Annotated in this window: 25 protein-coding genes and 1 tRNA gene; 19 read left to right on the top strand and 7 right to left on the bottom strand. The window is 56.9% G+C overall.

Going from position 1 to position 25,446, the window contains the following annotated elements:
* Positions 1-240: 240 nt before the first annotated feature.
* Positions 241-900 (bottom strand): DUF4230 domain-containing protein, encoded by a 660-nt coding sequence (locus VEG30_08060; protein ID HXZ79867.1) that lies wholly within the window; start codon positions 898-900, stop codon positions 241-243.
* A gap of 80 nt (positions 901-980) precedes the next feature.
* Here VEG30_08060 and VEG30_08055 point away from each other — a divergent pair, with 80 nt between their 5' ends.
* Complete coding sequence (locus VEG30_08055) at positions 981-1,811, top strand: hypothetical protein (protein ID HXZ79866.1); 831 nt, start codon at positions 981-983, stop codon at positions 1,809-1,811.
* Here VEG30_08055 and VEG30_08050 read toward each other — a convergent pair.
* The gene (locus VEG30_08050) at positions 1,759-2,742 is read right to left on the bottom strand and encodes an aldo/keto reductase (GenBank protein HXZ79865.1); all 984 of its coding nucleotides are present in this window, start codon (positions 2,740-2,742) and stop codon (positions 1,759-1,761) included. The genes VEG30_08055 and VEG30_08050 overlap by 53 nt on opposite strands.
* A 191-nt stretch (positions 2,743-2,933) precedes the next feature.
* Positions 2,934-5,657 carry a DUF6600 domain-containing protein gene (locus tag VEG30_08045; GenBank protein ID HXZ79864.1) on the bottom strand — a complete coding sequence of 908 codons (2,724 nt, stop codon included), beginning with the start codon at positions 5,655-5,657 and terminating at the stop codon, positions 2,934-2,936.
* Between the two features lie 378 nt (positions 5,658-6,035).
* Here VEG30_08045 and VEG30_08040 point away from each other — a divergent pair, with 378 nt between their 5' ends.
* From VEG30_08040 to VEG30_08025, 4 genes are all read left to right on the top strand, one after another.
* Positions 6,036-6,407, top strand: coding sequence for a response regulator (locus VEG30_08040; GenBank protein ID HXZ79863.1), 372 nt, complete (start codon positions 6,036-6,038; stop codon positions 6,405-6,407).
* 239 nt (positions 6,408-6,646) lie between these two features.
* Positions 6,647-6,964, top strand: coding sequence for a hypothetical protein (locus tag VEG30_08035; protein HXZ79862.1), 318 nt, complete (start codon positions 6,647-6,649; stop codon positions 6,962-6,964).
* Positions 6,965-7,073: 109 nt separating this feature from the next.
* Positions 7,074-7,463: a hypothetical protein gene (locus VEG30_08030; GenBank protein ID HXZ79861.1), complete on the top strand. Its 390-nt coding sequence runs from the start codon at positions 7,074-7,076 to the stop codon at positions 7,461-7,463.
* Between the two features lie 248 nt (positions 7,464-7,711).
* The gene (locus tag VEG30_08025) at positions 7,712-8,164 is read left to right on the top strand and encodes a Crp/Fnr family transcriptional regulator (GenBank protein HXZ79860.1); all 453 of its coding nucleotides are present in this window, start codon (positions 7,712-7,714) and stop codon (positions 8,162-8,164) included.
* A gap of 89 nt (positions 8,165-8,253) precedes the next feature.
* Here VEG30_08025 and VEG30_08020 read toward each other — a convergent pair.
* Both VEG30_08020 and VEG30_08015 read right to left on the bottom strand, forming a co-directional pair.
* A tRNA-Lys gene (locus VEG30_08020) sits at positions 8,254-8,329 on the bottom strand.
* Between the two features lie 135 nt (positions 8,330-8,464).
* Entirely contained in the window at positions 8,465-10,021 is a 1,557-nt protein-coding gene (locus tag VEG30_08015; protein ID HXZ79859.1) for a di-heme oxidoredictase family protein, read from the bottom strand.
* A gap of 271 nt (positions 10,022-10,292) precedes the next feature.
* Here VEG30_08015 and VEG30_08010 point away from each other — a divergent pair, with 271 nt between their 5' ends.
* The 4 genes from VEG30_08010 (at position 10,293) to VEG30_07995 (ending at position 15,867) form a co-directional block, all read left to right on the top strand.
* Complete coding sequence (locus VEG30_08010; protein ID HXZ79858.1) at positions 10,293-12,302, top strand: winged helix-turn-helix domain-containing protein; 2,010 nt, start codon at positions 10,293-10,295, stop codon at positions 12,300-12,302.
* Between the two features lie 143 nt (positions 12,303-12,445).
* Positions 12,446-13,597: an FtsX-like permease family protein gene (locus VEG30_08005; protein ID HXZ79857.1), complete on the top strand. Its 1,152-nt coding sequence runs from the start codon at positions 12,446-12,448 to the stop codon at positions 13,595-13,597.
* A 124-nt stretch (positions 13,598-13,721) separates the two neighbouring features.
* Positions 13,722-14,444 (top strand): hypothetical protein, encoded by a 723-nt coding sequence (locus tag VEG30_08000; protein HXZ79856.1) that lies wholly within the window; start codon positions 13,722-13,724, stop codon positions 14,442-14,444.
* A gap of 151 nt (positions 14,445-14,595) precedes the next feature.
* Complete coding sequence (locus tag VEG30_07995) at positions 14,596-15,867, top strand: DUF711 family protein (protein HXZ79855.1); 1,272 nt, start codon at positions 14,596-14,598, stop codon at positions 15,865-15,867.
* Between the two features lie 88 nt (positions 15,868-15,955).
* On the opposite strand, the gene VEG30_07990 is transcribed toward VEG30_07995, so the two are convergent.
* Entirely contained in the window at positions 15,956-16,348 is a 393-nt protein-coding gene (locus VEG30_07990; protein ID HXZ79854.1) for a hypothetical protein, read from the bottom strand.
* A 270-nt stretch (positions 16,349-16,618) separates the two neighbouring features.
* On the opposite strand from VEG30_07990, the gene VEG30_07985 reads away from it, so the two are divergent.
* From VEG30_07985 to VEG30_07975, 3 genes are all read left to right on the top strand, one after another.
* Positions 16,619-17,428: a VTT domain-containing protein gene (locus tag VEG30_07985; protein HXZ79853.1), complete on the top strand. Its 810-nt coding sequence runs from the start codon at positions 16,619-16,621 to the stop codon at positions 17,426-17,428.
* A 24-nt stretch (positions 17,429-17,452) separates the two neighbouring features.
* Complete coding sequence (locus VEG30_07980) at positions 17,453-17,587, top strand: hypothetical protein (protein ID HXZ79852.1); 135 nt, start codon at positions 17,453-17,455, stop codon at positions 17,585-17,587.
* 122 nt (positions 17,588-17,709) lie between these two features.
* On the top strand, positions 17,710-18,369 hold the full coding sequence (locus tag VEG30_07975) for an ankyrin repeat domain-containing protein (protein ID HXZ79851.1): 660 nt from the start codon (positions 17,710-17,712) through the stop codon (positions 18,367-18,369).
* Positions 18,370-18,383: 14 nt separating this feature from the next.
* Here VEG30_07975 and lysS read toward each other — a convergent pair whose 3' ends face one another.
* Positions 18,384-19,946, bottom strand: a complete 1,563-nt coding sequence (gene lysS, locus VEG30_07970; protein ID HXZ79850.1) for a lysine--tRNA ligase — start codon at positions 19,944-19,946, stop codon at positions 18,384-18,386.
* A 330-nt stretch (positions 19,947-20,276) separates the two neighbouring features.
* On the opposite strand from lysS, the gene VEG30_07965 reads away from it, so the two are divergent.
* The 7 genes from VEG30_07965 to nuoK all read left to right on the top strand — a co-directional run bounded on the left by VEG30_07965 (position 20,277) and on the right by nuoK (position 25,142).
* The gene (locus tag VEG30_07965) at positions 20,277-20,633 is read left to right on the top strand and encodes an NADH-quinone oxidoreductase subunit A (protein HXZ79849.1); all 357 of its coding nucleotides are present in this window, start codon (positions 20,277-20,279) and stop codon (positions 20,631-20,633) included.
* Positions 20,634-20,660: 27 nt separating this feature from the next.
* The gene (locus VEG30_07960; protein HXZ79848.1) at positions 20,661-21,341 is read left to right on the top strand and encodes an NADH-quinone oxidoreductase subunit C; all 681 of its coding nucleotides are present in this window, start codon (positions 20,661-20,663) and stop codon (positions 21,339-21,341) included.
* Entirely contained in the window at positions 21,338-22,489 is a 1,152-nt protein-coding gene (locus VEG30_07955; GenBank protein HXZ79847.1) for an NADH-quinone oxidoreductase subunit D, read from the top strand. Before VEG30_07960 ends, VEG30_07955 begins: the two co-directional genes overlap by 4 nt.
* The gene (locus tag VEG30_07950; protein ID HXZ79846.1) at positions 22,489-23,799 is read left to right on the top strand and encodes a complex I subunit 1 family protein; all 1,311 of its coding nucleotides are present in this window, start codon (positions 22,489-22,491) and stop codon (positions 23,797-23,799) included. Before VEG30_07955 ends, VEG30_07950 begins: the two co-directional genes overlap by 1 nt.
* Entirely contained in the window at positions 23,796-24,269 is a 474-nt protein-coding gene (locus tag VEG30_07945) for an NADH-quinone oxidoreductase subunit I (protein HXZ79845.1), read from the top strand. The genes VEG30_07950 and VEG30_07945 overlap by 4 nt, the downstream gene beginning before the upstream one ends.
* On the top strand, positions 24,266-24,775 hold the full coding sequence (locus VEG30_07940; protein HXZ79844.1) for an NADH-quinone oxidoreductase subunit J: 510 nt from the start codon (positions 24,266-24,268) through the stop codon (positions 24,773-24,775). The genes VEG30_07945 and VEG30_07940 overlap by 4 nt, the downstream gene beginning before the upstream one ends.
* Positions 24,776-24,836: 61 nt before the next feature.
* Positions 24,837-25,142: an NADH-quinone oxidoreductase subunit NuoK gene (gene nuoK, locus VEG30_07935; GenBank protein ID HXZ79843.1), complete on the top strand. Its 306-nt coding sequence runs from the start codon at positions 24,837-24,839 to the stop codon at positions 25,140-25,142.
* The last annotated feature ends 304 nt before the right edge of the window (positions 25,143-25,446 follow it).

Below are 25,446 nucleotides of genomic sequence, written 5' to 3'. Positions count from 1 at the left end.
AGGAAGGCAGCTGTAGGATTGTGGCCACGAATGGGCGATAGCAAGGCGTAAATTGGACATCTTAGAACCCCAGTGGCGGCGCAGGTTTTTATCGTTTCCCTGCCTTGGGCTCGGCTGAAGGCGAACGATGTCAGGCCGAGCCACGCCATGGATGGCAATGAGCAATCAGGATTAGACGAAGATCGACAACAATTGCGAAAGGTCGAACAGGCGTTTGACCGTGAGGCAGAAGTGCCCCGGTTAGTCGAAGTCAACCTTCGTGAATCCCAACCCCGTGAGAACTCCGGTCAATGCAGTCTGAGCATTCTGGCGAGCAATATTAAGAATGCCGTCGTCTAGCGCAGACTCCAGAAGTCGACGCTCCGCGCTCTGACGAACTTCCGTTTCAAGATTTGGGTCCACGGCCACGAACAGGCCGGTTTCCCGTGAGTAAACGCGCGTACTTTGATTATCGAGGCGAGTCAGAAGTACTCGTGATTCAGGTAGGTGTAGCCGCACCTCCTTTCCATGCACCGAAACATCTGCCGCCTGCAATTGGCTGAAATCCACTCCGGCGATAACTTCACCATGCGCCACCAGCAGCAGGCGATCGCCTACCATAAAATCGGGCAGCAATTTGCCCTCCCGCTGGCCGGATACGATCTTTTCCATGTTGTAGCTGACTGTTTCCAACCGTTTCAATTGCTGAATGCGATTAACAACGGCTGGCTGACTCAGGTCGATCTGGCTGGTTCTTGCGATAGCCGCGGACCACAAGTGCTCCCAGGCTGTAGCTTGTTTATTGTGAACGGCGAGCACTAGCAGAGCGCCGAGGGCCGCCGACAGTAGTCCCGTAACCACAAGGACACCCACAGGACGGGACGAAGTTGGTGGAGGAGGTTGATCCGTTTCAGCCGGCATGGTGAATATTCTAGCCGCTTTCCTGACTGATCGATTCTGGCTGGGACAGGCTCGCAGGGCAGCTATACTCATCTGCATTTATGTCGGGGAAAAAAGCAGCCCTGGCGTTGCTAATCCTGACAGCGATTGTGACGGCGGCAGCTTTACTCTTGCCTAGGCTCCCGCAGCCGCAAAGCTATCACGATTTTGCCGATCAAAGATCATGGCTGGGAGTCCCCAATTTTGGCAATGTGATCTCGAACATCGCCTTCGCAATAATAGGGTTGTTCGGTCTGAAGCTCATTTTTGGGAGTGTTCGTCCAGGCGAACCGAGAGTATTCGTTGATTCGCGCGAGAAATGGCCATACGCCGTCATGTGCTTCGGGTTGTTCCTTACTGCCTTTGGGTCGGCTTACTACCATCTGGCTCCGGACAACACGCGGCTGGTATGGGATCGGTTGCCAATGACTATCGTTTTTGCGGCGTTAGTCGCGGCATTAATCGCCGAGAGGATCAGTTTGGCGGCCGGATTGTGGCTCCTACCTGTGCTCCTGGCGATCGGAGGGTGGAGCGTGTTTCAGTGGTGGCAGAGTGAGTTGCGCGGGGCTGGCGACCTGCGCTTTTATGTCGCCGTGCAAGCCTATGCCGTGCTTGTAGTCCTGCTAATGCTTGTTGTACCAGGGCACTATACTCGTAGATACGATTTTGGATTCGCTGTGGGGTTCTATTTACTGGCAAAAATACTAGAGACCTTTGACAGGCAGGTTTTTGTCGTCCGTCATATCGTGAGTGGACACACGCTTAAACATCTAGCTGCAGCCGCAGGAGGCTGGTGGATACTTAGAATGATCAGCTTGAGAAGGCCGATCTTGGTCAACATTAATGATGCCCCAACACGGGATGCGGCTCATAAAGCTCAGACAGTGCCTTAACTTCGGCTTCGTCCAACCTGAGACTCAGCCCCTGGACTAGATCTTCCAGCTGTGACAGCTTGCTCGCTCCAATGATTGGCGCGGTCACGCCTGGCTGTTGCAACAACCAGGCGAGCGCAATCTGCGCGTTGGACACTCCACGTCGGGAGGCGATTTCCGTTACTCGCTCGACGATCTTGAAATCGCTGTCCCGGTAGTACAACTTGTGAGCGTAGTCGTCCGTCTTGGCTCGTTGCGTGTCACCGAAGTCTTCGCGGTTGCGATTGCCCATGACGAAGCCACGGGCTAAAGGACTCCAGGGAAGCACCGCGATACCTTCTGCGCGGCAGAACGGAATCATCTCGCGCTCTTCTTCACGATAGACCAGGTTGTAGTGGTTCTGCATGCTCACAAAGCGTGGACCTCCGAGCCGCTCGGCAGTGTAGATTATCCGCGCAAACTGCCAGGCGTACATCGAGGATGCTCCCAGGTAGAGCGCTTTTCCGGCGCGCAGAACGTCATTGAGCGCTTCCAGAGTTTCGTCGATGGGGGTATCGGGATCGAAGCGGTGAATCTGATAGAGATCAACATAGTCCATGTTCAGCCGGCGCAGGCTGGCTTCAATCGAGAGCACGATGTGCTTGCGCGAGAGGCCTTTCTGATTGGGATCCTCTCCCATGGGGAAGAAGACCTTGGTGGCCACGACCACCTTCTCGCGGCCTACGCCAGAGTCTTTCAAGGCGCGTCCGAGTACGGCCTCGCTTTCACCCAACGAGTACATGTCTGCTGTGTCGAAAAAGTTGATTCCCAGTTCCAGCGCGCGCTGAATGAAGGGCCGGCTGTCGGCTTCATTCAGCACCCAGGGACGCCACTTCGAGCTTCCATACGTCATCATCCCAAGGGCAAGGCGCGATACTTTCAGACCAGCACTGCCCAGATTTACGTATTCCACGCGGCGAACCTCCGGGCGAACTGGCTATTTGACACTCAGATGGTGTGCGCGGGAAGAGGAATCAAGGTTTACGGAAGCAATATTCATTCCGGGGCCGCGGAAACTCGCGGATCTGCTGAATGCTGATTGCTGAATGCTTTCTTCCGACTGCCGGGCCACTGTCGGCCCGGCATTCGGAACCGGATCAGGATTTATTTTCCCTCATGTTGAGCTGGTTTGGAATCGTGCGACGGAGGAGAAGCGTGGTGCTGCTCCGCCGGAGCACTGTGCGGCGCTGGCGAGCTTGTGTTGTGCTGCGCTGGCGGAGCGGGCGCACTGTGGTCTACATGAGGCGTTGGTCGATCCATGGAGACGTTCGTGCGCGTTGCTCCCTGGTTCGGACGCGAAGGGCCGTTATTGCCGTTGTTCTTTGGAACATTGGCCGCAGGCTGAGACGAATTGCCGCGAGTATCCGCCCGATCCATGCTCCGCTCCGGAGGCCGAGGCGCCGAGCGAATTTGGGCGCTCGCCGGCGGAGCAGGCGCAGATTTATTGCGCCGCGTGTCGTCATTTTTCGGGCTGGGCGCGGGCTGGCTCGCGTTATGGCTCACGGTATTGTCCGGAGTGTCCATACCACGGCCGAAGCCTCGTTCGGGCGGACGCGGAATTGTGTGTCCATTACCGCCATTGGCGGCGGGTTGCGGCGGGGGGCTGTTGCCGCGGGCCGAGTCGTCGTTCCGAGAGGGATTGGAAGCAGCCTGCCCAGCACTGTTCCCGTTATTTCCGTTATGCCCGTTATTGCCAGCCGACTGGCCTTGCCGGTCCGTATCGCGGTCCGGAGGATGTGGAGTGTTGTGTTCATTACCGGCGTTCATCGGACGTTGCGATGAGTTGTTATCACCGCGAGCGTCGTCGTTCCGAGAGGGACTGGAAGCAGGATGGTCCGCGTTGTTCCCGTTATTTCCGTTATGCCCGTTGTTGCCAGCCGACTGGTCTGGCCGGTCGGTATCGTGGTCCGGAGGATGTGGGGTGTTGTGTTCATTACCGGCGTTCACCGGACGTTGCGATGAGTTGTTATCACCGCGAGCGTCGTCGTTCCGAGAGGGACTGGAAGCAGGATGGTCCGCGTTGTTCCCGTTATTTCCGTTATGCCTGTTGTTGCCAGCCGACTGGTCTGGCCGGTCGGTATCGTGGTCCGGAGGATGCGGATATCTGCGTCCATGATCAGGATCGGTCGCCTGCTGCTCACGACCCTCGTTTGTTTTTGTGGGGTGTGGCATTGAAGCCGAAGGATTAGCGTTGTTCTTTCCCGACGGATTTTCGGCGGAATCTCCAGTGTGAGGATTTTCGTTATCTCGCCGAAATGGCGGAGCATTGTTCGCATTTGCCGGCTCGGACTGCCGCCCTGGAGCATGCCCGGCGGGTTCGTTGCGATCTGGATTGCCGAAGTGCCCGCCTTGACCTCTGTCCTTGTCTCGATCTCTGTCGCCATCCCGGTCCTTTTCAATTTCCCGGAACGGAGCTGGCCGCGGCGGAGGAGCAATGCGTGACACTACTGGCCGCGAAATCACGTGAGCTGGCGGCGCTGCTGAAGGTGCGCCCGCATGCATCCCCAGCACGCTGTGCCTGGAGGGATCCACGCCGGGTCCCGCCATCACCGAGGCCCCAGAGTACTCTCTGGCGTCCACGTGCACGATGGACCTGGCGACCGGTTGCGAGTTCTCCATAACCTGACGATGCACCACGGTTACGCCGTCAGGCACGCCCTGGTTGACGTACTTGATGTGGGCAATATTCGTCGTGTTGTTGTAGTAGTTGTTGGTGACGTAAGTGATGTTGGTTATGTGCGTGTTCGCGACGTTTACGTTGTGGAAGTAATCGCGGCTGCAATGATAGTAGGGAATGTAGGGTTCACCGTAGCCGAGCGGAAACCATCCCACGCCAGCGCCCACTCCGACCGAAACTCCAACTCCCCAGTGCTCGCCGCCTACCCACGCGACCAGCGCAGGAGCGTACACCGGGCGTACCGCAACCGGCCCAGGTACCCATCCCCAATATCCGCTGTTGTAGATCCATCGGCCATAGTGGAAGGGGGCGTAACCCCAAGGCGCGTCATCCACCCAAGTCCAGCCCCAGGGCGCAACAAAAATCCAGTGTCCGTAACGATAGGGCGCCCAGCCAGCGACAACCGCCGTTGGTACCCATACTGGACCGTAGGGGGGAATAGTTCGCCAATAGCCGTAGTCATCCAGATCGTCGGCTCCCGGAACACCGGGCGAGACGTAGTGTGCGGAGACAGATTTGTCTTCGCGATCATCGCGGACACGGCACCAATCGTCAAAGCCGTCGAAGCCTGGCGCAGAGACAAGCTGGTGCGCCATCGACTTACCGCTCATAAACCGCGCTTGCTCATGAGAACGAACTCGCACGACCGGGCCATCGCCGGTGGCATCGCCCTCACCTTTGAATACGGTTACATTCGTAGTGTCGCCATTAGAATCCACGTCAAAGCGATATACACCGGTTTTGCGAATCGTGAACGCAAGGTTGGGCGTGTCGACCTCATAGATCTCGCCGCTGTATAGGCGCCGAATGCGCAGATTCAGCGTGCCCTGATCGAGTTCCACCTGCACGGTATTGTCGGTAAGGTTGGATAAGGTGAGACTGGTTTCGGCGTTCATGCGTATAGCGGCCGTGCCCAGGTGAAGCTCGGCGCGGGAATCCTTGTCTGTCCAAACGCGGTCGGCGGCTGCTATTGGCCGATTGATGCTGGCGGCAACCCAGTCGTTCACACCGCCGGGTTGTACCGAGACCTGCCCAGTGACGTATTGCAAACGGACCGCTCGCGATGGCGGGTCCTCCGCAAACGTCGACGCAACCAATACCACTGACAGAAACACCGCGATTCTGATCGTAAACAGTCGCATGGTCTTCATATGCTGCAGCCCTCCTGACGACCCGTTCACCTTGTCCGCCATACCGCAGTTTTGATCGGCACTCTGTGCCGGGTCCTGCGCTTTCTGCTACCACCTGTGAGAACCCGTCGCCTGGAAGACCGTTGCGAGGAATCTAGGTGCTTCCGCCCCAAGCCGGTGACCAAAGTTTCAGTCTGGGAAGCAACCCTTTTTCCGGCCATCAGTCTCTCGCCCCGGCCGAATCCGCTTGCATCCCTGGGGAAATTTTGGAAGAAGCATAACCTTGATTCGCCCGCCAGCTATCACCCGAAGGGGCCAGCACTTACGGGGGTCTTGCTCGCGGGACGACTCACTCTTGTAACCAGCGAATCCGGCGGAAATAGGGGCAAAATAGCCCTAATGACAGGGCATGTCTTGCTGGTTGAGGACGACGATGCAGTGCGTGAGGTGATCGCACGTCACCTGGAAATGAACGGTATGATCGTCCACCAGGCTTCCAGTGCCTCTGAAGCCATGCAGCTTCTGGAACGGGAAAACTACTTTGCCCTGATTCTCGATCGCCTGGTGGCCAGCGCCGGGCTGCGAGTCAGCCGCGCTTTTCGTGAGCGCAAGCCCCACGCTCCTATCATCCTGATCACTGGCTACAGCACCTCGCATACGGAGTTGGAAGCGCGGGCCTCGGGGGTGGATCTGGTTCTGCTCAAGCCGATCCGGTTGCCCCATCTGATGGCTGAATTGGAACGCTTGGCCGCTCCTCCCATGGCAAAGTAGGTTCAGCTGTGGCCCGACGAATTCGGAACGGCTTGGGACCCGGAGCTTGCGCCACTGCGAAGCCGGCCATTCTCACCGCCGCACTTGGAATTGCTGTTTTCCACCCGTACTTACCATAGGATTGTTAAAGGTGGGGTTTAGCCCAATTTTTTGCAAATTTCACTTGCAGCGTTTTTTGGGCAGGAGTACATTTCAGACTTCGCCCCCACGTATAGCCCTGTATTCCGGAAGACATCTGAATGTGGAGTAAACTGGCTCATGGCGTCGTAGTTGTGCGTACTCGCACGGGGGTACATTACATCCGCCCCAGCTTGTTTGAGTGTGTCCGCTTGTTGTGGATATTCCGTCATTTTTCCATATTGCCGGAAAATGTCCTGGGATCGCGGCAGCGTCGCTTCATCGAGTCGCTTTGCGTGAAAGCGCGGCCGGTAATTTGGGGTGTGGATATGGCGACTCAGTGCATCGGCACAATCGAATGGAACCGGCCGGCGGCAAAGCCGTCCAGCGGCGTCAAGTCGGTCCAGCAGCCTGGGCAGGTGTACGATCGGGCTAGCTGAGTCGTAACTCCTCATTCTTCGAACGACACGCTCCCAACACAGACAGGTGCAGCACGCTGGTTACTTGTGCCAGGTTAGGTTCGAGCCGAAACTGACGGGTGGAGGTCCTATGGCTCGTCTTTTCGGCATGGTCGGATTGCTTTTCGCTCTGGTGGTCGGCGCGTATCTCTACATGCGCCAAGCCACCAGCCTGTCGCCGCAGGGAGCGGCATCGTCACCCCGAGCAAGCGTTGACCTAGTAGGGGTGAAAAACGACCTGATTGCCATCGCCAACGCCGAGCGCCGTCATCTTGCTTCCGATGGCAAGTATGTTCCGATCGAGGATTTGATTTCCAACGGCGACATTTCGATGCAGTCGCCTCGTCGGGGGCAGTATCAATACAGTTCTGAGGTTTCGGACAACAGTTTCCGAATCGTGGCCACATACTCGGGAGAAGCCCCGGCTGGCTCGCCACACCAGTTGTCGATCGACGAAACCATGCAGATCAGCGCGGAGTGAAGGTGGGTTGCCTTCACCAAAATCACAGGAGAAGGCTTAATTTCAGGCTCCTTGCAGATTCCCCGGATCAGATAGGCATGCACGAAGCGGTAACGATCTGCATCGCTCCCAGCTACTTTTTACGCTTCGTACAATACTTCTTTTGTCTCTAAAAATATTTTCCATTTTGCTCTTGGCTCTTGAGCTATAAGGGGAAAGAGAGTCAAGTCTATTGCCGATGAACACATTTCTTTTGTCAGAGAACTAAGATGTTGAACGAATCGTTATCGCCACTTGAAGCTAATTCCGGGCTGCTGCAGGAATTGCAAAAAAGATCGACTCCGCTCCCCAAAACCAAGGGATCCGTTCTTTTCTACCAGGGGCAGCGGGCGGATGGAATTTATCTGATCTCGACCGGCCAGGCCCAGCTTTCCTTCGTGTCCGCTCAAGGCAAAGTGCTTGGTTCGAGGGTCGCTGGACCAAACACTGTATTGGGATTGCCTGCGATTATCAGCAACCAACCTCACAGCCTGAAGGCTGAAATTATCGAAGACTCTACCATCGCCTATGTCTCGCGCGAACAGCTCGTAGACCTGATGCGCTCCAGTACTGCATTGGCGATCAAGGTCATAGAATTGTTAGGGTGGGAAGTGAGACAGACGCGCGAGATGTTGGCGAACGCCTCAAGACCAGGGATGCCAGGGCTTCAGGTGGCTCGATAGTCTAGTCGCACCAACGAGCCAACCGGGCTGCAGCAAACCGTGCATTCGCTGAAATCGAAAAACAGGGCAACTAGACTGCAGGCAAAATCTGGTGAGCCAGGTAGGATTCGAACCTACGACCCTCGCCTTAAAAGGGCGATGCTCTACCGACTGAGCTACTGGCCCGCCTGAAAGTTAATTTAACACAGCGGGCAGAGACGGACCGAAGCGTTCGAAGAGCCACACGAGACAAACAGCAAGCGGAAAAGGGCTGCTGCGGGCAGCCCTTCTCCTTTGCGCACACAGAATTTCAAGCGAATTTCACAACGCGCGCAAGAAATCCAAGATGGCCTGTCTGTCAGCTTGCGACAGCCGGTTGAAGCGTGAGATCACTCCGTTTGCTTCGGAGGGACTATAGCAGGCCGAGTCGGAAGAATCGTGTTGTGAGTTGTTGTCACACTCGCTAGCCGGTGAAGAGTGTGCCTCAATCGCCTTCAGCAGGTCGTTGGTGCGACCGTCGTGCAGGAAGAAGATGCGCTGGCCGACGCCCCACAGCGGGGTGGTGCGGAACATGTCGCCGGTAGCCAGCCCTTGGGTGATGTCGTCTGCGAGCCCTTTGCCCATGTGATGGATCAGCAAGTCTGTGTAGGGATGTGCGGTCAAACTTTGCAGGGCTGGAGTTTCGCTCCTTGGTGGAGTCACCATGGTGGGAGTGTGACAGGCAAAGCAGCCGATGCCGGGATTCTCCGGTCCCGTGCCGAACAACTGCTGGCCACGCTGGGCGCTGGCTGAGAACGGCGCTGGCTTGGGTGCATCCAGAAAGCGCATGAAGACGGCGAACATCAGCCAGTCGGGAAGTTCATGCAGTGGATTGGCAAAGGCCTGGTTGCGGTCGTCATTGTCGTCGGTGCGGAAGATATCGTTGGGTTCACTCTTGTCCGCTGTGCAGTCGGGATTTTCGTCGGTTGCCTGCGGGAAGAGGTCATTGGTGACGCCCATTTCCACGTTGTAGGCTTCCGCGGCAAAGATGGTGATGGATTTGTTTTGCGCCTTCCAGCCGAAGCGCGTGATTGTGCCGTCGTTGGCGCTGCGGTTGGGAGTGCCGAAGATCCCGAGTTCGCGGCGAAGGGAGGCGGTTGCCTGATGACGGCCCAGAATTTCCCGATCCTGAATACCATCAAGAATGCCGAGACCGAACAGCTGCAACGGAATGCGAAAGCGCAGGTTACCTCTGCGGAATTGGTCTTCAAAATCGATCGACGGCAAAACTCCTGCGGTACAGGTGTTGGTCTGCCCGCTGGGAAAGATGTCGGAACGGCCAACGACAGTGAAGAGCTGATGAACGCCGCCGTCTGGAGTGCCGTTCGGCTTCTTGGCAAAGCGAACCTCACGGATCGGCCCGTACTGCTCGATGAATGAAGGGACGTAGTTGGTCGCACCCTTGCGGTGCGAGATCAAGTCGAACATGGGATTTTCTGGCGGGCGCTGAAGGTTGGGAGGGTCCTGTGGATTCGGCACCATGAACCCGCCGGAGCCGCCGAGCGCCGGCTGGTTGTGGCAGACGGTGCATTGATCACCGTTAAAGCGCACGCCGAGGCCGGCAGAATTGGTTTGGGTTACGAGATTTGCTTTCGCCGGATAGGTAAAAGAGCCGAGCTGTATATCGTTGCAATCGTCACAGACGGCTTCCAGTTGTACTGCTCTCTGCACGCCTTCATCGAACATTGACTGCTCGATGAGCGTGAGTCCATCGAGCGCTTTGCCGGCTCCCGCCGGTCCCGGGCGAACGCCGGGATCTTTTTGAGCAAGGCACACCGACGCCGCGAACAAAAGCACAGCGAAACGAAAGTGACGCAACCGGATCGTTGTTCCTGACATGGTCTTCTCCTCGATGGTTGAGCTTCGCGGGGCAGGCCCGGCAATTCCGGTGCCCGTCTGAGTTCAACTGGGCTGTGGAAATCCGGGGAGTGGAGGGGACTTTCGGAGAAAAGACGGAATTGGTCAATGGACGACAGACTAACTTTCAATCAACTGGTAAGTACCTGAATTTGGAAGATTTGCCTGGAAGGATCAACTGCCCATTGGTTGCCATCTCGGGCTTTGATAGACTCCCGATCAAAATTGCTATCGACTCTGGCCAGATTGAGGGGTGGCTCCGGAGATGTTGCGGGGTCAGGAGACGATTCGCTTTGGCCTGTATTCAGCAAACCTGCATTCTGCTGAACTGAAGAAGGGCCAGGACACGATCCGGCTGCAGAACCTTCCTTTCCGCGTTCTCACCTTATTGTTGCGAGAGCCCGGACGGGTGTTTACGCGGGAGGAACTGCGCCAGGAGCTGTGGCCGGCCGATACCTTCGTTGACTTCGAACGCGGCATCAGCACGGCAGTTCGCAAGTTGCGGGAGGCGCTGGGAGATTCCGCAACAAATCCCAGATTCATTGAAACGGTAGGGCGGCGCGGCTACCGATTCATTGCACCGGTGAGCCTGCCTTCCGCAGAGCTGGCCGGGCCCGGTCCAAGCACTCCCCAATCTGAATTCATCCAGAGTGAAATTCAGGAAAGGGTGCGGGTTGGGCCCATAACCCAATCTGAGGAGGCAGCAGGCAGCGATGTAGGCACAGGAGTGGTCATTGCGCCCGACATATCCAGGAAAGCGGCAAAGGGGGCCAACAGGCGTTGGCATGCTGGCGGTGCGCTCATCCTCTTAGCGAGCGGAATGGTGATCGCCGCATTTGTCGGGCTGAAATTGCGTTTTCAGGAGGCCCGACCAACACTACCGGGACCGATCGGGTCCATCGCCGTGCTACCGCTGGAGAACCTGTCGGGGGATGCCGCGCAGGAATACTTTGCCGACGGCATGACGGACGAAATCATCACCGATCTGGCAAAGCTGGCTGGACCAAAAGTGATCTCGCGGACTTCCGCCATGCAATACAAAGGAACGCACAAAAAAGTCCCGGAGATCGCGCGCGAACTAAATGTAGATGCTGTTGTGGAAGGATCGGTGGAACGCTCCGGAGACAGGGTGCGGGTTCGCGTTCAATTAATCCAGGGATCAACCGATGGCCACTTGTGGGTGGAAGAGTACGATCGGCGCCTAAACGATGTCTTCGAGCTAAAGGCCGATCTAGCGCAGGATATCGCTCGGCAGATCCAGCTTCGGTTGACGCCGCAGCAACAGCAGCACTTCGCTCGCAATCGGCCCACGAATCCGCAGGCCTTTCAAGACTACCTGCTGGGACGTCATTACTGGGCTTTGCGCACGAAAGAGAGCCTCGCCAAGGCAGTGGAATATTTCAACCGCGCGATTCAGGAAGATCCCAACGATGCGGGCAGCTATGCGGGCCTGGCGCACACCTACATTGTGCTGCCGATGATCACAACGACGCCATATTCGGAGGCGAATCCAAGAGCGAGGCAGGCCGCCGAAAAGGCGATCAGGCTTGATGATTCGCTGGCAGAGGCGCATCTGGCGGCCGCAGAAATCCTCCTCTACCAGGACTGGGACTTCGCGGCAGCGGAGCGCGAGTTCAAGAAGACACTGGAGCTGAACCCGAACTATGCCACCGGTCATCAATGGTACGGCGAGTATCTCTCGATCATGGGACGTCATGAGGAGGCTGTTCGGGAACTGGCGACGACGCTGGAGCTCGATCCTTTGTCGGCGATTGCGCACCACCAAGCGGGACAGACCTTCCAGCAAGCGCGTCAGTACGACAAAGCAATCTCGGAATACCGAAAGGCTTTGAGTTTAAACCCGGCCTTGTACGTCACATATGACTCTTTGTACTGGGCTTTGCGGCGAGAGGGAAAATTCAGCGAGGCGAGCCAGGTACTGCAGGGCGCCCTCCCTTATTGGAAACCGAGTGAGCGCATGGAATTACTTATCGAGCCGCTACCGCGGGCGTACGCACAAGGCGGGCGTGAAGGCTTTCTGCGCGAGAGTATCAAGTTTCACGAACACTGCCGGGATGCCGAGTATTTCCTAGCCCTGGACTATGCCGATCTCGGCGATAAGGAACGAGCCCTCCAGCAGTTGAGCCGAGCCTATGAAACCCATTCTATTATTTTGTGGATACGCGATAACCCGGAATTCGACCCCCTGCGTTCCGATCCGCGATTTCAGGGACTAGTCCGCAAGATAGGGCTTCCGCAATAGCGGTGAAAAATCAGCGTTGGCCTGCCAAGAGCTGTTCAGCCCAATTTCATTTCAGGCGTGACCTAATTCACATTCAACCGTTCTTCCCAGTAGTAGCCTATCAATATTCTGGCTGATAGATTCAGGTCGAGACTCGCACGATTATGACCCTGACGCGATTCGTCACCAAGAATGCGTTTCGCAGCCGGCGGCGCAGCGTTCTCACTGTGCTCAGCATCAGTTTTTCACTATTGCTGCTCACGTTTCTGATGACGATCTGGCGCAGCTTCTATATCGATAAGGGCACGCCAGAGTCGGCGGCACGCCTAATGACGCGGCACAAGGTCTCGCTGACCTTTTTCTTGCCTTCGTTCTATCGCGAGAAGATTCGCGCAGTGCCAGGAGTTGCCCATGTCGTACCGATGACCTGGTTTGGCGGACGCTACAAAGACGATAAGCCGGAGAACTTCTTTGCCCAGTTCGCCACGGATCCTGACGAATACATGCAGGTAGCCACCGACAAGTTCGTGCCTGCTGATGAGCTTGCCGCCTGGCAGCGTGACCGCGCCGGCTGCATGGTCGATCGCGAACTTGCGGCGCGATACGGCTGGAAGTTGGGGGATCGGGTTGTGATTCAGGGCGTGCTGTTTCCGGCGAATCTGGAGCTGACCATCCGGGCCATCTACACGGCGGTCAACCCCAATAAAACACTATATTTTCATTACAAATATTTGGAGGAGCTCGTCTCCTACTTTAAAGGAAGCGCAGGGTTCTTTTTCATCCTCGCAGATTCCCCGGAAGCAGTAGCAGACGTATCACGCGGAATCGATGAGATGTTTCGCAACTCGCCGCAGCCGACGAAAACAGAAACGGAAAAACACTTCCAACTGGAGTTCATCGCCATGCTGGGGAACGTCAAGGCGTTCATCCTGGGAATCGGTGCAGCGGTAGTGTTTGCCATTCTGCTGGTCTCGGCCAATACCATGGCGATGTCGATCCGAGAGCGCACGCGCGAAGTCGCCATCCTGAGAACCCTGGGTTTCACGCGCCAGACGATCCTTTCGCTGTTCGTCGGCGAAGCCATGTTCCTTTCGCTTCTGGGTGGAGTGCTCGGAGTGATGATTGGCAGCGTGCTCGTGAAGGCCGTGACCAAGTCGCCCATGGCGATTGGTGTCGGAACCGGAATGAGAGTTACGCCGCTTACCATGCTCGCCGCGTTGTTGCTGGCTGCTCTGGTCGGGTTGATCAGCGCATTCCTGCCTTCCTATCGCGCTTCCCGCATGAACATCTCAGAAGGCATGAGGTTTCTGGGATAGCAGCGGTAATCTGAGAAGCGCCGCGAATGCAGTTTTATGTCTGCTCCTTGGGTCAGCGAATCCCGCCCGGGATGCTTGCCAATTGCACAACCTAGAGTACAATTGCGCGCCCTAGGGGGTGTCTATGCGTTTGCTGGCTTGCATTACCGGATTGCTAGCTGTGCTGGTATTGGGTTGCCTGGGTTCGTCGCCGGCTGTCGCGCAGGATCTTGATGCCGTAAAGGCGGACGCCTCCCACCACAAAGTGGAGTTTGAAAACGATCAGGTTCGCGTGGTGCGATACGTGATCCCGCCGAGAGACAAGACCGCCAACCACAGTCATCCCGCCATGGTGAATATCTATCTGACGGATGTGAATGGTAAGGTCACGACCCCGGATGGCAAGGTCGCGGAAATTCATGGGAAAGCGGGGGCGGCGGCGTGGCGAAACCCCACAACACACATTGTGGAAAATACCGGAGACAAGAGCATAGAAGGAATTTTAGTCGAGCCGAAGAAGCCATCGTCGTCGCTGCCGGCGGGCGCGAAAGATGTGGTTGCAGCGGATCCAAAACACGACAAAGTTGAGTTTGAGAATGAGCAGGTGCGGGTGATCCGCTACCACTTCGACGCGGGAGAAAAATCGCCGATGCACGGCCATCCCGATAATGTGCAGGTGTTCCTGACCGACACCAAGGCACAGGTTACGACGGCTGACGGCAAGACGACAGCCACCAGCGGAAAAGCGGGACAAGTGGAATGGAGGACGGCCACGCAGCACGAGGTCAAGAATACGAGTGACAAGCCGTACGAGGGCATTCTGGTGGAAATGAAGGGTGCGCCTGGAGGTAAGGCCGGCGGGAAATGAGATCACCAAGGAAAAACGAGGGGTGCGAAGCGAGAGGACCTGTAACTCAATCGCGATCGGGTGATCTGTAATCGAGGAATCAGCAAGCACGAGTTTGTGGAACGGTGAATCCTGCGCCTAGTCCAAATATTTCATTTTGCGGAGGCCAAGAATGGCGATCACGCGTCACTCGCGATGGTCGTGCTCTGTCTATTGTGTGTTGATTCTGCTGTTGGCAGATAACGCGTTCGCACAAACCGCGAAATCCTCAGCGCTAACTACGAAACCCAAAGTGCGAGCGATTACAGCATTCATTCAGCTGGACATCTCAAAATACCAGCAGCAACTGGCGGACACGCTGAAAATGTTGCGCGGGGCCAAGCAGGAATATGAGCGAGCCGGATACGAGGTCGAGTCGGTCCGCATCACTACCCAGCCCTTCCCGCAGTACACGAAAGGGATGTCCGATGCCGCGGCGCTGGAGTTTTTCCGCAACTATGACGAATTTTCGCGTCGCGAATCGTTTGACCCCAATATCGGCCCAGCCATGGTGGCGGACAACGACGATCCGCATGCGGCGGAACTGCTGGCAAGGGTTCTTTCCGAGAACAAGAGTCTGGAAGCGAGCATCATTGCAGCGGGCCCCGACGGCGTGCATTGGAAGGCTGTGCACGCCGCCGCGCGAGTAATTAAGTACGTGGAAGAACATAGCCCGCGTAGCCAGGGAAACTTCAATTTCACCGTGACAGCGATGCTGGAGCCCTATGGCCCGTTCTATCCCGGCTCCTATCATCTTGGCGCGGGGCACCAGTTCTCGGTGGGATTGGAATCAGCAAATGTGGTGGACGCCGTGCTAGCCGCAAGTCCTGGCGACTACGCGACAGCTCGCCAGCGGCTTACCGAGGAACTCACTCGCCATGCGCAGGATTGCGAGCGTGTCGCGCGGCAGATCGAGAAGACCTCCGGTTGGACCTATACAGGCCTCGATCCTACCCCGGCGCCGCTGGGCAAAGTCTCGATTGGCGCGGCGATCGAGAAGTTTACCGGTGCACGCTTTGGATCGAGCGGAACGCTTACGGCGGCAGCAATGATCACCTCAGCCGTGCGGGCGGTTGCAGTGAAGCAGGTCGGATATATCGGACTGATGGTGCCGGTGCTGGAAGACGAACGTCTGGCAGAGCGGTGGAGTCAGGGCGCGTACACGATCGATGCCCTGCTGGCATATTCAGCGGTGTGCGGCACGGGTTTGGATACGGTTCCCTTGCCCGGCGACGTTTCCGAGGAGCAACTGGCAGGGATTCTGGGCGATGTTGCTTCACTGGCCGTCCGTTGGAAGAAGCCTTTATCTGGGCGGCTCCAACCCGTGGCAGGGAAGAAGGCGGGCGAGCGAACGGAGTTCGACGATCCCTTTCTGAGCAATGCGGTGCTGCAACCGTTGCCGTGATAAGAGTGAGTGTTCTTTCTTTAGCGGACTGGTTTGGCCAAGAGAAGATCCGACAACTCCCGAGCGCGTTTTCCAGACCGAATCTCGATCATGCAGTTACAGCAACTCGCTCGAGCAGCGATAAGATCGCCTGTAGCACGGCTTCTTCACCGTCGCGCGAGTCGATTGCGAGGTCCACTGCATGATGCTTGCCGCTGGCATGCAGCACCAGGACCTGGAGATCGGGATCCGCTTTCTTGGCCATATAGGGGAGGTGATGACGGTCGTCCCTGGTGAGGGTGTGGCCCAAAACCACAAGATCGAAGTGCCCGGATTTCAATGTCTGCTCAATCGCCTTGCGGCCTTCCGCCTGCTGGACCTGGTAGCCTGCGCGCTGAAACATCGCAGCCTGGGAGGCCAGAATGAGGCTGTCTGATTCACCGTAAAGGATTCGTGCTCCGTTTTGCGTAGGTGTTGATGCCTTTGCCGCAATCTTGGCCATACCGTTGACCCCCGTGCACTCAGAAGCTTAGCCAAGCTGCAGCGGTGGCGTAACGTCACCAAAGTCGGCCACGTTACCCTCGGTAACGGTCAGCAACGGAAGTACCCGAGGTAAGGGGATCATCGGTCCGCTGATGGACATCAATTAGCCTGCCACACGACGCCAATTCAATACGCCACCAGATTCGACTGCAAAAGGTCTAACCGAGCAGATCCAAGCTTGAAGATTTCTCGTACCTATTTCGCCCGTTCCGAATCTTAAGTCTTAGACATGCATGAACTGACTTCACTGATCACCCGTCACGGTTACGCTGTACTGGCCTTGCTGGTCTTTCTGGAGGCCCTGGGTCTTCCCATTCCAGCGGCGCTGGCGCTGGTGACCGCTGGCGCGGCCGCGGCCTTGCACCGGATGACCTTCCCGGGGGTGCTGCTGGTCGGAATCTTTTGCATCATGCTGGGGGACCTCATCCTTTTTCTCCTTGGGCGCAAAATGGGATGGCTGCTGCTGGGAGTTCTATGCCGGCTGGCGGTCAATCCTGAGACTTGCATTCTTCGCTCCGCCGAGTCTTTCTACCGGCGCGGGCGCGTGACTCTGATGATCGCGAAGTTCATCCCTGGCGTTAACACGATGGCTCCCCCGCTGGCCGGCAGTATGAAAATGAGCCTAGGCCAGTTCCTGCGACTGGATTTCATTGGCTGCGCGCTGTATGTTTCGGCCTACGTCTCCATCGGATACCTGTTCAGTCAGTTCTTCGAACTGCTGGCGCGTGGACTTGCCACGGTGGGTCACACGCTGGCTTCGGCGTTGGTAATCGCGATACTGGTCTATATGGTGTATCGCTTCTATCTGTATTGGCAGCATCGCGTCTATCGCGTGGTGCCACGCGTGCAAATCGAGGAAGTAATGGAAAGGCTGCAGTCAGATGCCGGCGCGGTGATCGTGGCCGATGTCCGCAGCCACGGCTACTACGATGCCGGGGCGCAACGCATTCGCCATTCCATTCGTCTTGAACCGAATAATCTGACGGCGGCTACGGCGGACGTGCCTAAAGAAAAACTTGTTTTCCTTTACTGCACGTGAGCGCGCGAGGCGACCAGCGCCCGGGTGGCGCATCTTCTGCGCGAGAGCGGTTATGACGCGCGCGTGATCGTAGGAGGCCTGCGCGCCTGGGCTAAGGCGGGATACCCGGTGGAGCCCGTTCCCGCCTCTGATATTGTCTTGTTGCCGACTTTCAGTTAGCCGAGTCGCGCCCAGAGCTGGTTTCCACCATTACCCAAATCAGGCCCAAGGCCGGGGCCGTAACCTAATTTCTTCCCGGGCCGTTTATCGGGTAGTAGTGTATGGCATGGAGTTGAAGCGCCATGACTACCTCATCCGATGTGACTTCGGCTATCCAGGCTGGCGATGCAGTACGTCTTCAGGAATTGATCCGCGAGGCTCCCCAGTTGGCCGGCACGCGAGATAGCAATGGAGTGTCGGCTATCATGCTCTCGCTCTACCAGCGGCGTCGCGATCTCGCCGATTTGCTGCTTCGTGCCCACCCCACGCTGGATGTTTTTGAAGCCGCAGCGCTGGGGCGGATTGAGCGGCTCGAGGAGCTGCTCAGGGCGCATCCCGATCTGGCTGGGGCCTGGTCCGGGGATGGATTTACGCCACTGCACTTTGCTGCCTACTTTTCGCAGGAGGAAGCTGCAAGCGTGCTTCTGGATGCAGGCGCTGATCCACGAGCTGTTGCGCGCAACGCTACTCAGGTTCAGGCACTGCACAGTGCTGCTTCAGCAAGGGCCAGCAAGGTTGCTGAGCTTCTGCTGAAGGCCGGAGCTGACGTGAACGCGCGGCAACAGAAGGGGTTCACGCCCCTGCAATCGGCAGCGCACAACGGCGACACTGCCATGCTGAGCCTATTCCTGCGTTATGGCGCCGACCGCGAACAGCAGAATGAAGAAGGGAAGACCGCCCTTGACCTGGCACGCGAAGCGGGGAAGGAAGAGGCGATACGAATGTTGTCCGGGGCAGCTTAGGGGAGAACAGCGACTCAAGCCGATTCGGCAGTTTCTTCGCTCTCGGTAGCCGTGCCTCTTTCCGGGCGCAACAGCGGGAAGAGGATCACGTCACGGATCGAGGGCGAATTGGTCAGGAGCATGGTCAGGCGATCGATTCCGATACCCTCGCCTCCGGTTGGCGGCATGCCGTAAGAGAGCGCGCGCACGTAGTCTTCATCCATCTGGTGGGCTTCTTCATCGCCGCGAGCGCGTTGCGATAGTTGCTGCTCGAAACGCCGGCGCTGCTCTTCGGGATCGTTCAGTTCGCTGAAGGCGTTGCCGATTTCCAGTCCGCCGACAAAGACTTCAAAGCGCTCTACCCAATTATTCGCATCTTCGGGCTTGCGGCTGTTCTTCGAGAGCGGCGAAATCTCCAGAGGGAATTCATAAATAATCGTTGGCTGGATGAGGTGCTCCTCAGCCGCCGCCTCAAACAGATCGGCAATGGTTTTGCCCGGCGGCCGCTGAGGATCGTAGGGCATGTGGGCGTGATGCGCATTGAAACGTCTGACCAGCTGGTCGATAGAGTTGGCGTCAAAAGCGAAGTCCGACAATTGCGGCTTGGGGGCGGCAGATTCCGGCCAATACTTGATGATGGCTTCGCGCATAGTCAGCCGCTGCCAATGCGACCAGTCAATTTCTTGGTTGCCGAATCTCACCTTCGTCCCGCCGGTTACCTCACGGGCCACGTACGCCAGCATGGCTTCGGTCAGGTCCATCATGTCGTACATGTCGGCATAGGCCTGGTAGAACTCGAGCATGGTGAATTCGGGATTGTGCTGGGTGGAGATGCCTTCATTGCGGAAGTTGCGGTTGATCTCGTATACGCGTTCCATTCCGCCGACAATCAGCCGCTTGAGGTAGAGCTCGGGGGCGATGCGCAAGTAGAGATCAAGGTCAAGAGTATTGTGATGAGTGACAAACGGCCGGGCCGCGGCGCCTCCGGCGATCGGCTGCATCATCGGAGTCTCGACCTCCACATAGCCGCGCTCGTCAAGAAACTTGCGAATGGCCTTCACGACCTGGGCTCGCTTGACGAAGACCTCGCGAACCTCCGGGTTCATGAAGAGGTCGACATAGCGCTGCCGATATCGGAGTTCGACGTCGGTCAGACCATGCCATTTCTCAGGCAAGGGAAGCAGGTCCTTTGACAGGAAAGTGATTTCCTGCACGTGCACCGTAAGCTCATTCGTTTTGGTTCGAAAGAGGTATCCTTTCACGCCGATATGGTCACCGATATCAAGCAGCTTGAAGAGCTCGAAACCTTTTTCTCCGACATCATCTTTTCTTATGTAGATCTGCAGGCGCTGTCCCATCTGCTGCAAGTGCAGGAAACCGGCCTTGCCCATCAGGCGCACTGCCATGATGCGTCCGGAGATGCTTACGTCGATGCGAGGGGACTCCAGTTGCTCGGCAGTTTTGTCCTGATAATCGGCCTGAATCTGTGGGATCGTGTGGCTGATGTCGTATTTGTAAGGATAGGCTGGCTGACCAAGCGCCTCGATCTGAGACAGTTTCTGGCGGCGCAGTTCGTAGATCTTGTTTTCGAGCGACATTCTCTTCTGGATTGCCTCAAGCGAGGCGGGTTGCCCGGCCAGCGCGGAGGGACGGAGGCAAAAAATCGATTATAACGAATGGCCGGTAAGCTACGAGGGCTTGAGCCCGGCGGATAGGTCGGCCCCCTATCATTCAGCCGAGCACCCCATTTGGGTAGGCAAGCCCCCAAGTGATGTACGTCACAAACCGAAGTGATACCAACCTTGAAACCCTCACGCCACAAAGGTTAGTATGCTCGGTTCTGATCGAAACCGTTTGCTAGCACTCTGCTCGCTGCGGGCCGCTGCCGGCCACAACGAGCCCCAGGATTGGTTTGAGGCTATCAAAATATGCCAGGGAACTATGTTCCGATCTTCCTTTTCATTGCCATCATCGCGATTCTGATCCCCTTGACACTGTGGCTAGCCAAGCTGGTGAGACCGGACAATCCTGAAAAGACCAAGCTGATGCCCTATGAATGCGGGGTCGATCCGATCGGTGATGCGCGCGGACGTTACACGGTACGCTTTTATATAGTCGCCATCCTGTTCGTGGTTTTCGACGTGGAGACGATCTTTCTATTCCCCTGGGCGGTGCAGTTCAAGGCGCTAGGGTTGTTTGGCCTGGTGGAGATACTGGTGTTTCTGGCAATCCTGATCGTTGGCTATATTTGGGTCTGGAAGAAGGGTGCTCTGGAATGGATTTAAGCGGAAGAGCGGGCAACGCGTTTCTATATGGCCGACGAAACTAAGCCAAACAGCACCCCTGAGAGTCCGACTCCGGCCAAGCCCACGCCGGCGGAGACAACTTCTTCGGCCAAGCCTGCGGCGGCGCCCGCGGGTGGCGCATCGGCGGGCGCAGGAACTCCAACCGCCAAGCCTGCTCCACCTCCTCCCAAACCCTCTGGCCCCGTCCCCGTACCCTGGAATTCGGAACTGGTGAGCCGCTTCAAGCGACAATACGGTTCCGGCATCCACGAAGCCAGTACGTATTTGGGTCAGAACTATCTGGTGGTGAACGCTTCTATCGTTTATGAAATCCTGAGTGTGCTGCGCGACGAAGAAGAGTTCGATTATTGCGTGGACGTTACCGCGGTTCACTATCCGCAACGTGAGCTTCCCTTCGAGGTGATTTACATCCTTTACTCGTTCGAGCGCAACGAGCGTATGCGAGTAAAGACGCAAATTGCCGACGGAGCGGCATTACCAAGTGTTGTCCCACTATGGCCCACGGCTAACTGGCTGGAGCGTGAGGTGTATGACATGTTCGGTGTCCGCTTCGAAGGGCATCCTGATTGCAAGCGAATCCTGCTCCCCGAAGATTGGAAGGGACATCCGCTGCGCAAGGATTACGGCATCATCCAGCAAGACAAGGAATGGGTTCAGATCAACTTGGGGATTGAGAGCGGGCAATGAAAGAGTTGTCGACAGCGTCGCACCTGCAACTGGAAGAGAAGGACAAGACTTTCCTGGATGCGACTGAGCTGACCCTCAATATGGGGCCGCAGCATCCATCGACCCACGGCGTGCTGCGAGTCATCCTGAAGCTGGATGGCGAGAAAATTCTAGGAACCGAGTGCGTGATCGGCTACCTGCACCGGGGGGTGGAGAAGATTGCGGAGAATCGCACCTATGCGATGTTCAATCCTTACGTGGACCGCATGGATTATGTGGCTGCGGTCTCCAATGGGCTGGGCTATTGCGAAGCCGTGGAGAAGTTGCTTAATGTCGAGGCCCCACCCCGTGCCAACTACATTCGCGTTATTCTGACCGAGCTGAATCGCGTCGCGAGTCATCAGCTCTGGCTAGGGACCCATGCCCTTGATATCGGTGCGATCACTCCAGTCTTCTATTGCTTCCGCGACCGTGAAGAGATCTTGAAGATCTTCGAAAAGTATTGCGGCGCTCGGCTCACAACGCACGCCTTCCGCATTGGTGGCTGCCAGTACGAGACCTACGACGGCTTTGAGAAGGACGTCATCAAGTTTTGCGATTTTGTTGCGCCTAAGATCGACGAGTACGAAGAGCTGCTGACCCATAACCGCATATGGGTAGAGCGGACCAAGGGGGTCGGAGTCATCAGCGGCGATGAGTGCAAAGCCTTGGGCGTAACCGGTCCAGTACTTCGCGGAAGCGGAGTGAAATGGGACCTGCGCAAAGCTCAGCCCTATGCGGCTTACAAGAATTTTGAATTCGACATCCCCACTGGTCAGAACGGCGATACCTATGATCGATACCTGGTGCGCATCGCTGAAATGCGGCAATCGTTGCGCATTATTCGCCAGGCGGTCGGGGCGATTCCCGAAGGCCCCATTATGGCGAAAATCCCCAAAGTGCTGAAGCCGCCGGTAGGTGAGATCTATCACTCGATCGAAGCTCCCAAGGGCGAGCTGGGGTACTTCATCGTCAGCGACGGTTCCACACAGCCCTATCGCGTGCGCGTGCGGCCACCGTCGTTCGTCAACCTGCAGGCGTTGGACACCATGGTTCGGGGACGGCTGGTGGCAGACGTGGTTGCCATCATCGGCACCATAGATATCGTCCTGGGTGAGGTGGACCGCTAATGCTGAATCAGCTTACGGGATATCTCAATCAGAACACGACGCCGGGCCAAGCCGGGAATTTGATCTGGGCCACTATCTACATTCTGGTCATCTTTGCGGGCGTGTCTCTGGCAGTGATTCTGATGAATTGGGGCGAGCGCAAGGCCCTGGCGCATATGCAGGTACGGCTCGGGCCCATGCGTGTAGGTCCGCATGGCTTGCTGCAACCAATTGCCGACGCGGTAAAGCTGTTGATCAAAGAAGACATCATGCCCAGCGAAGCCGACAAGCTGGTCTTCTGGATGGCTCCACTGGCGGTAGTGGTTGCGGCGTTCACCGTCTACCTGGTGGTACCGTTCGGGCCGACCCATGCCGTCACCGACATGAACATTGGAATTCTGTTCATGCTGGGCACTTCCTCGCTGGGCGTGCTGGGGATCATCATGGCGGGATGGGCCTCTAATTCCCATTACCCGCTGTTGGGGTCGCTGCGCTCGAGCGCGCAGATGGTTTCCTATGAAATCGCCATGGGCCTCGCGGTGGTCTCGGCTGTGCTGATGACCAGCTTCACAGGAACAGGCCCTTATGCAGCGGGAAGCGGTTCGGGTGTCGGAACTCTGAGCATGATCGGCATCGTGGAGGCGCAGAAAGCGCAGCATGCGTGGTTCGTATTCAAGTTCTTCCCGCTGGGACTGATCGCATTTGGCGTTTTCGCTGTCGCTATGGTGGCGGAAACCAATCGCGCTCCCTTTGATTTGCCGGAAGCCGAATCGGAACTGGTAGCGGGTTTTCACACCGAGTACAGCGGGTTTCGCTGGTCATTATTCTTTTTGGCGGAATATGCGGCGATGATTGCGGTCTCATCGATCGCGGTGACGCTCTGGCTTGGGGGTTGGCTCCGGCCTTTCACCTACTGGCTAAGCGGGCCGACATGGGACTTTGTGTTTTCGCTGGTTCCAGGGCTTTTCTTCCTGCTGCTGGCGCTGGCTGCCTTCTACAACGCCGCCCGCATGCCCAAGCACCCCATGTTGCGGATCCAGACGATGGGACTGGGGGCGTTTGGCGCGCTTCTCGGGCTCATCGGCTTGCTGCTATTTGTTCCTGGGGTGCGCGACCGAATTCAGGACATCTTTTGGTTCGTCTTCAAGGTGGCTGTTTTTATGTACCTGTACATCTGGTACCGCGGCACCTTCCCGCGCTATCGCTTTGACCAGTTGATGAAAGTGGGTTGGAAAGTGCTCTTGCCCGTCGGCCTGGGAGTACTGATCGTTACAGCGCTGGTCGGAGTTGGTCCGGAGCTTGTGGCCTGGATCACGGGAGGCCATTCGTGAACAGAAAAAAGGGGCTGTCAACCTTCGTCCGCGAGGCCCTGCTCCTCGACCTGTTGCAGGGTCTAGGGGTGACGTTTCGCAATCAGCATCCGCAGCGAATCTATACGGAGCAGTATCCCCTAAAGCGCCCGCAGATTGCAGAGCGCTATCGCGGCCTGCCGCGGCTGAACGTGAATCCGGATACGGGGGAGACGCTGTGCATCGCCTGTGATCTGTGCGCCAAGGCTTGTCCTGAGCACCTGATCACAGTCGAGAGCGAACGCGATGCAACGACCAAGCGCAAAGTTCTGACTCGGTATACCTTTGATATCAGCCGATGCATGTTCTGTGGGCTGTGCCAGGAATCCTGCTCCACTGACGCCCTGGAACTCTCGCAGGACTTCGAGTTGGCGCAGTATAGCCGCGATGGCCTGATCCTTGACCGTACGCGCCTGGAGCGCGGTCTGGAAGTGACGGTGTATACGCGATGAATCCCATTGCTCCAAGGTTCTTCTTCTATCTGCTCTCGGGAGTCGCCATGGTGAGCGCGATCTTGGTGATCACGCGCAGGAACCCGGTGCACGCGGCGCTGGCGCTGATCTTCACATTACTCTCGCTCGCAGGGCTGTACTTGATGCTCTATGCCCCGTTTGTTGCCGGCGTGCAGGTGATTCTCTATGCCGGCGGGATCATGGTGCTCTTCTTGTTTGTGATCATGTTGGTGAACATTGACCGCAACGTAAAGGAAGAACAATTCAATCAGCAATGGCTGCTGGGTATTTTGACCAGCCTGGTGCTGGGCGGAATCATCACCGTGGTCTATTTGAAGGGGAGCAGCATCTTCCCGCAAAACGCCATTTCGCTGCCGGAACAGAGCAACACGCAGCAGGTTGGGCTGGCGCTCTACCAGACGTATTTGTTGCCTTTTGAAATTGCATCGCTGCTTCTGCTGGTGGCCATCGTGGGTGCGGTAGTAATGGCGAAGAAGCGGATCTGAGCAAGTGCGAGGTCTGAAGTTGGAAGTGTGAAGTTCGAAACTAGAGAACAAGAGCTGGTATATGGGACCGATCACGACTCTCGATTATCTGGTAGTAGCTGCGGCATTGTTTGTCATAGGCACTATTGGCGTGGTCACGCGGCGCAATGTGGTGATCATCCTTATGTCGATCGAGCTGATCCTGAATGCCGTAAACCTGAACCTGGTGGCGTTTTCCAGACTGTGGAACCTCCAAGGTCAGGTGTTTTCGATCTTCGTGATCACTGATGCGGCGGCGGAAGCTGCCGTCGGTCTGGGAATCCTGATCGCCTTTTTCCGCAATAAAGAAACCATCAATGTGGATGAAGTCGATCTATTGAAGTGGTAGGGAAGCAGTCAGCAATCAGCAGTCAGTAGTCAGTCTCGGGCCCCCTTGGCGGCTTAGGGGTCGCGGGACAGGGGCAGGCCGAACGTTGGATTCGCTGAATGCTGATTACTAAATACTGATGGCTAAATGCTAATTGCTGATTACTGAGTCTTAAATGTTCTTTCTCGAACACATCTGGGTCATTCCGCTGCTGCCGATTGTTAGCGCGGCCGTAATGCTCTTTTTCGGCCGGAAACTGCCCAAGTCAGCGGTAACGGCATTCTGCGTGGGCACGGTTGTGGTCGCGTTCTTGTGGTCCTGCCTC

It is taken from the genome of Terriglobales bacterium (assembly GCA_035624455.1).
Classification (GTDB): domain Bacteria; phylum Acidobacteriota; class Terriglobia; order Terriglobales; family Acidobacteriaceae; genus DASPRM01.
The sequence above is the reverse complement of the archived record's forward strand: the minus strand, read 5'-3'. Positions and strand labels throughout refer to the sequence as shown.